Genomic DNA, 4,456 nt, shown 5'->3' with positions numbered 1-4,456 from the left:
ACGCAGGTGAAGCCGGGCGACACGGTGCAGTTCAAGGATGGCCAGAACATCAAGGTCACCCGCAACGGCACCGACGTGACGGTGGCGACCGCCGATGACCTGAGCGCCACCAGCCTCACCACCGGCAACAGCCGGCTCGACACCAGCGGGCTGAAGGTGGACGACGGCACGAACAGCACTACCTATGCGGCCAGCGGTATGACCATCGCCAACGGCCCGTCGGTGACCATCAACGGTATCGACGCGGGCGGCAAGAAGATCACGCGGGTGGCGGCCGGTGACCTGTCGTCCACCTCGACCGATGCCATCAACGGCGCGCAGCTCTACGCGATGGGCAACTCGGCCGTCGCCGTGCTGGGCGGCAATGCGGCCTACGACACGGCGACGGGCCGGATCAGCATGAGCAACGTGGGCGGCACCGGCAAGGACACCGTCAACGATGCCATCGCGTCGGTGGCGGCGACCGCGGGCACGGGCTGGAACGTGCAGGCCAATGGCGACACGGCCACGCAGGTGAAGCCGGGCGACACGGTGCAGTTCAAGGACGGGCAGAACATCAAGGTGACGCGCAACGGCACGGACATCACGGTGGCGACGGCCGACGATCTGAACGCGGTGAGCCTGACCACGGGCAATGCGCGGCTGGATACCAACGGCCTGTCGGTGGGCAGCAACGTGTCCCTGGGGGCCTCGGGCCTGGTCATCGTCAACGGGCCGAGCGTGACCAGCAGCGGCATCGATGCCGGCGGCCAGCGGATCACCAATGTGGCCGCGGGCGTGGCGGGCACCGATGCGGTGAACGTGAGCCAGTTGACGCAGGCCACCAGCGGGGCGGCCAACCGGTGGGTCACGGGGTCGCAGACGACGAGCTACGTGGCGCCGTCGGCCACGGGCACGGAGAGCACGGCGGTGGGGTCGGGGGCCTCGGCCAGCGGCAGCAACACGGTGGCGGTGGGCACCGGGGCGGCAGCGAGCACGGCCAACAGCGTGGCGCTGGGCAACGGCTCGACCACCACGGCGGCGGTGGCGACGACGGGCACCACGCTGCGGGGCCAGACCTATGCCTTCGCGGGCAGTGCGCCGGTGGGCGTGGTCAGCGTGGGCAGTGCGGGCAGCGAGCGCCAGATCCAGAACGTGGCGGCCGGCCAGTTGAGTGCGTCCAGCACGGATGCGGTCAACGGCAGCCAGTTGTATGCGACGAATCAGGCGATCGAGTCGGTGCGGGCCACGGCGGGGGCGGGCTTCAACGTGACCACGGCCGCCACCGGCTCGGGCGTTGCCGTCGGCAGCAGTGTGGCGCGGGTCAGCCCGGGCAGCACGGTGACCTACACGGCCGGCAACAACATGACGCTGACGCAGAACGGCACCGACATCACGTACGCGCTGAGCGAGAACCTGAGCTTGAACAGCATCACGGTGGGCAACACCACGGTGGCGAACAACGGGGTGAGCATCGCGGGCGGCCCGAGCATGACCACCACGGGCATCGACGCCGGGGGCCGGCCGGTCACCAACGTGGCGCCGGGGGTGGCGGGCACCGATGCGGTGAACGTGGACCAGCTCAACCATGGCATCGCCTCGGCCAACCGGTACACGGATCAGGCGGTGGCCACGGTGCGCAAGGACGCCAATGCCGGCACGGCCGCCGCGCTGGCGACCGCCAATCTGCCGCAGGCCTTCATGCCGGGGCGGGGCATGACCTCGGTCGCGCTGGGTTCGTACCAGGGGCAGTCGGCCATCGCGGTGGGCGTGTCGGCGCTGTCGGACAACGCACGCTGGGTGTTCAAGCTCAGCGGCTCGGCCACCACGCGCGGCAACGTGGGCGTGGGCGCCGGGGTGGGCTTCCAGTGGTGAACCCGCGCACCGCCCAGGGCTGAGGCCCTTCATCAACCCACACGCAGACGAGAGGGCGCAGGCAGCAGGGCTGCCTGCGCGCCCGGCCCTGCCGGGAATCTTCAACCAGATCGAGAACGATGGACATGAACACGACCTACTACACCTTCGAACGGCAGGCGGCCCGGTTGCTGCTGGCGGCCGCGGTGGCCTGGATGCTGGCGGGCTGCGGCACTGTCAGCCAGGGCATTGCCGACGATGGCGCCAGCGCGCAGCAGCTGGTCTGGCCGGTGCCGGAGGCGACCAACGGGCTGGCCGCGCAGGGGAGCTTCCCGACGCCCGAGGCGCTGGCCCTGGTGCACCCGGGCATGGACAAGGCGCAGGTGGTGCTGCTGCTGGGCGCGCCGCATTTCGGGGAGGGCTTCGCCCCGCGCGAGTGGAACTATCTCTTCCACGTGCGCCGGCCGGGCGGCGCGGATTTCACGACGTGCCAGTTCAAACTGCTGTTCGGCCAGGACGGCAAGGTGGGCAGCCAGTACTGGCTGCCGGCGTCGTGCGCGCCGGGTGCGGCGGACACGCATGTGGCCGTGGTGCCGCCCCCGCCGCCGCCGGCGCCGGCGTCGCATGCACCGGACGTGCCGCCGAAGGCGCAGCTGCAGACCCTGCAGGCCGATGCGCTGTTCGGCTTCGATGGATGGCGGTTGCAGGACCTTCGCGCGCAGGGGCGGCAGGCGCTCGACGCTTTCGCCGCGCAGCTGCGCGAAGGGCCGTGGACCCAGGCCGTGGTGCAGGTGAGGGCGTACACGGACCGGCTGGGCAGCGCGGACTACAACCAGAAGCTCTCCGAGCGCCGCGCCGCCACCGTGGCGGCCTATCTGGCGCAGCGCGGGATCGCGTCGGCACGCATCCAGACCCGGGGCATGGGCGCGCAGGCCCCGGTGAGCGTGGGCTGCGCGGACAGCCTGCCGCGCGATGAACTGATCGCCTGTCTGGCGCCGGACCGGCGCGTGGAACTGGACGTGCGCCCGTGAGCGGCGCGTTCGTCATGTGGGGTCTTTCGCGCCGCGCGGCGGCATCACCGTTTTTTTCCGAGATCGCAATGGGGGAGTTTTCTGCAATGAAGAGCATGTCCAGCACACCGTTCCGGGCCCGGTGGAGTGGCTTTGTCCTGTCGATCATGGCGTCGGCGGCCTGTGCGCAGATGCCGGCGGCCAGCCCGCCGCCGGCCGTGGCACCAGCGCCGGCACGGACTGCCTCGGCCGCCGCGGGTGCCGCGCCCACTGCGGCGGCGCGCACCACGCAGCAGTTCGGCAACTGGGGCGTCAGCTGCTGGAACGACCAGGGCCAGCGCTTCTGCGATCTGGACGTGGAGCTGCGCCGCCGCCAGGACAACCAGCGCGTGGTGAAGCTGACGGTGAAGCCGCAGGGCGCGAGCCGGGCTGTGGCGGGTCTGGTGACGCCCTTCGGGCTGGACGTGCGCGCGGGCGTGACCCTGCAGGTGGACGACGGCCCGGTGGCGCGCAACGTGCCCTACCAGACCTGCCTGCCCGAGGGCTGCGTGGTGGACCTGAGCTTCGATGCCAGCGCGCTGGCGGCGCTGCGCAGCGGCAAGGCGCTGAAGGTGAGCGCGCCGGTGGCCTCGGGCGGCAGCTTCGACGTGCAGTTGCCGCTGGCCGGCTTCGAGGCGGGCTACGCGCAGATGCTGTCGCTGGCGGCGCAGGCGCCCAGGCCGGCGCAGGCGGCACGGTAGGCAAAGGCGCCATGGGCTGGGACCGGAGGGGGGATCAGGAGCGCGATGGCTTCCATGAACGGAACGCAGGCGTCGCGGTGTGCGACGTTGCACAGGAGGTAGGTATGGACAACGAGTGCTGCGGCCATCGTGCGATGCGCCGGCGGGACGTGTGGGCGGCGGCGGATCTGCTGTCCGCGCTGCGGGGAGGCCGGCTCCTGCTGGCCTTCCAGCCCGTCATCAGCCTGGGGCGGGACGGTGCGCAGGGCGCCGTGCTGTACGACGAGGCCTTGCTGAGGCTGGGGGAGGGTGGGGGCGTGCATGCGGGCGTGGTCGCCTGCGCCGAGGGCGTCGGCGCCCTGGAGCGGCTGGGCTGGGTGGAGCGGCTGGATTTCAGCGTGCTGGAGGCGATCATCGAGTTGCTGCAGCAGGTGCCGGAGGTGTGCCTGGGTTGCAACGTGTCGGCGGCGTCGCTGCGCGAGGGGCCGGGGTGGACGTCGGTGTTGACGCAGCTCGGCCACCATCCGGACGTGGCCCGGCGGCTGACCCTGGAGATCACGGAGACCAGCACGATCACGCATGGCGGGGAGGTGATGACCCTGGTCGCGGCGCTGCGCGAGTGCGGCGTGCGCATCGCGATCGACGATCTGGGGGCGGGCTTCACCACGTTCGAGTTCCTGGCGCGCTGCCAGCCGGACGTGGTCAAGATCGATCGGTCGGTGCTGCTCCGGGCCTGCGAGCCGCAGGCGCCTGCGCATTTGCTGCGCAACCTGGTGCAGATGTGCGCGGACCACAGCGGCTGCGTGGTGGTGGAGGGCATCGAGACCACGGCGCAGTGGGAGGCGGCGTGCGCCGCAGGTGCGCACGCCGTGCAGGGCTATCTCATCGCCTCGC

Annotated in this window: 4 protein-coding genes; all 4 read left to right on the top strand. The window is 71.3% G+C overall.

Translation table 11 applies throughout. From position 1 onward, the window contains the following. Positions 1-1,854, top strand: a 1,854-nt coding sequence (locus tag D588_RS0119375) for a YadA family autotransporter adhesin (RefSeq protein WP_017917162.1), incomplete at its 5' end; no start/stop codon positions are given. 125 nt (positions 1,855-1,979) lie between these two features. Continuing rightward, complete coding sequence (locus tag D588_RS0119370) at positions 1,980-2,864, top strand: OmpA family protein (RefSeq protein WP_026143899.1); 885 nt, start codon at positions 1,980-1,982, stop codon at positions 2,862-2,864. Positions 2,865-3,010: 146 nt separating this feature from the next. Continuing rightward, positions 3,011-3,583: an invasion associated locus B family protein gene (locus D588_RS26150; RefSeq protein ID WP_017917160.1), complete on the top strand. Its 573-nt coding sequence runs from the start codon at positions 3,011-3,013 to the stop codon at positions 3,581-3,583. A gap of 104 nt (positions 3,584-3,687) precedes the next feature. Then, positions 3,688-4,456, top strand: a 769-nt coding sequence (locus tag D588_RS28015) for an EAL domain-containing protein (protein WP_017917159.1), incomplete at its 3' end; no start/stop codon positions are given.

The sequence above is a fragment of the Xanthomonas sp. SHU 308 genome (assembly GCF_000364645.1).
GTDB classification, from domain to species: Bacteria; Pseudomonadota; Gammaproteobacteria; order Xanthomonadales; family Xanthomonadaceae; genus Xanthomonas_A; species Xanthomonas_A sontii.
This window is presented reverse-complemented; position numbering and strand designations above follow the sequence as displayed.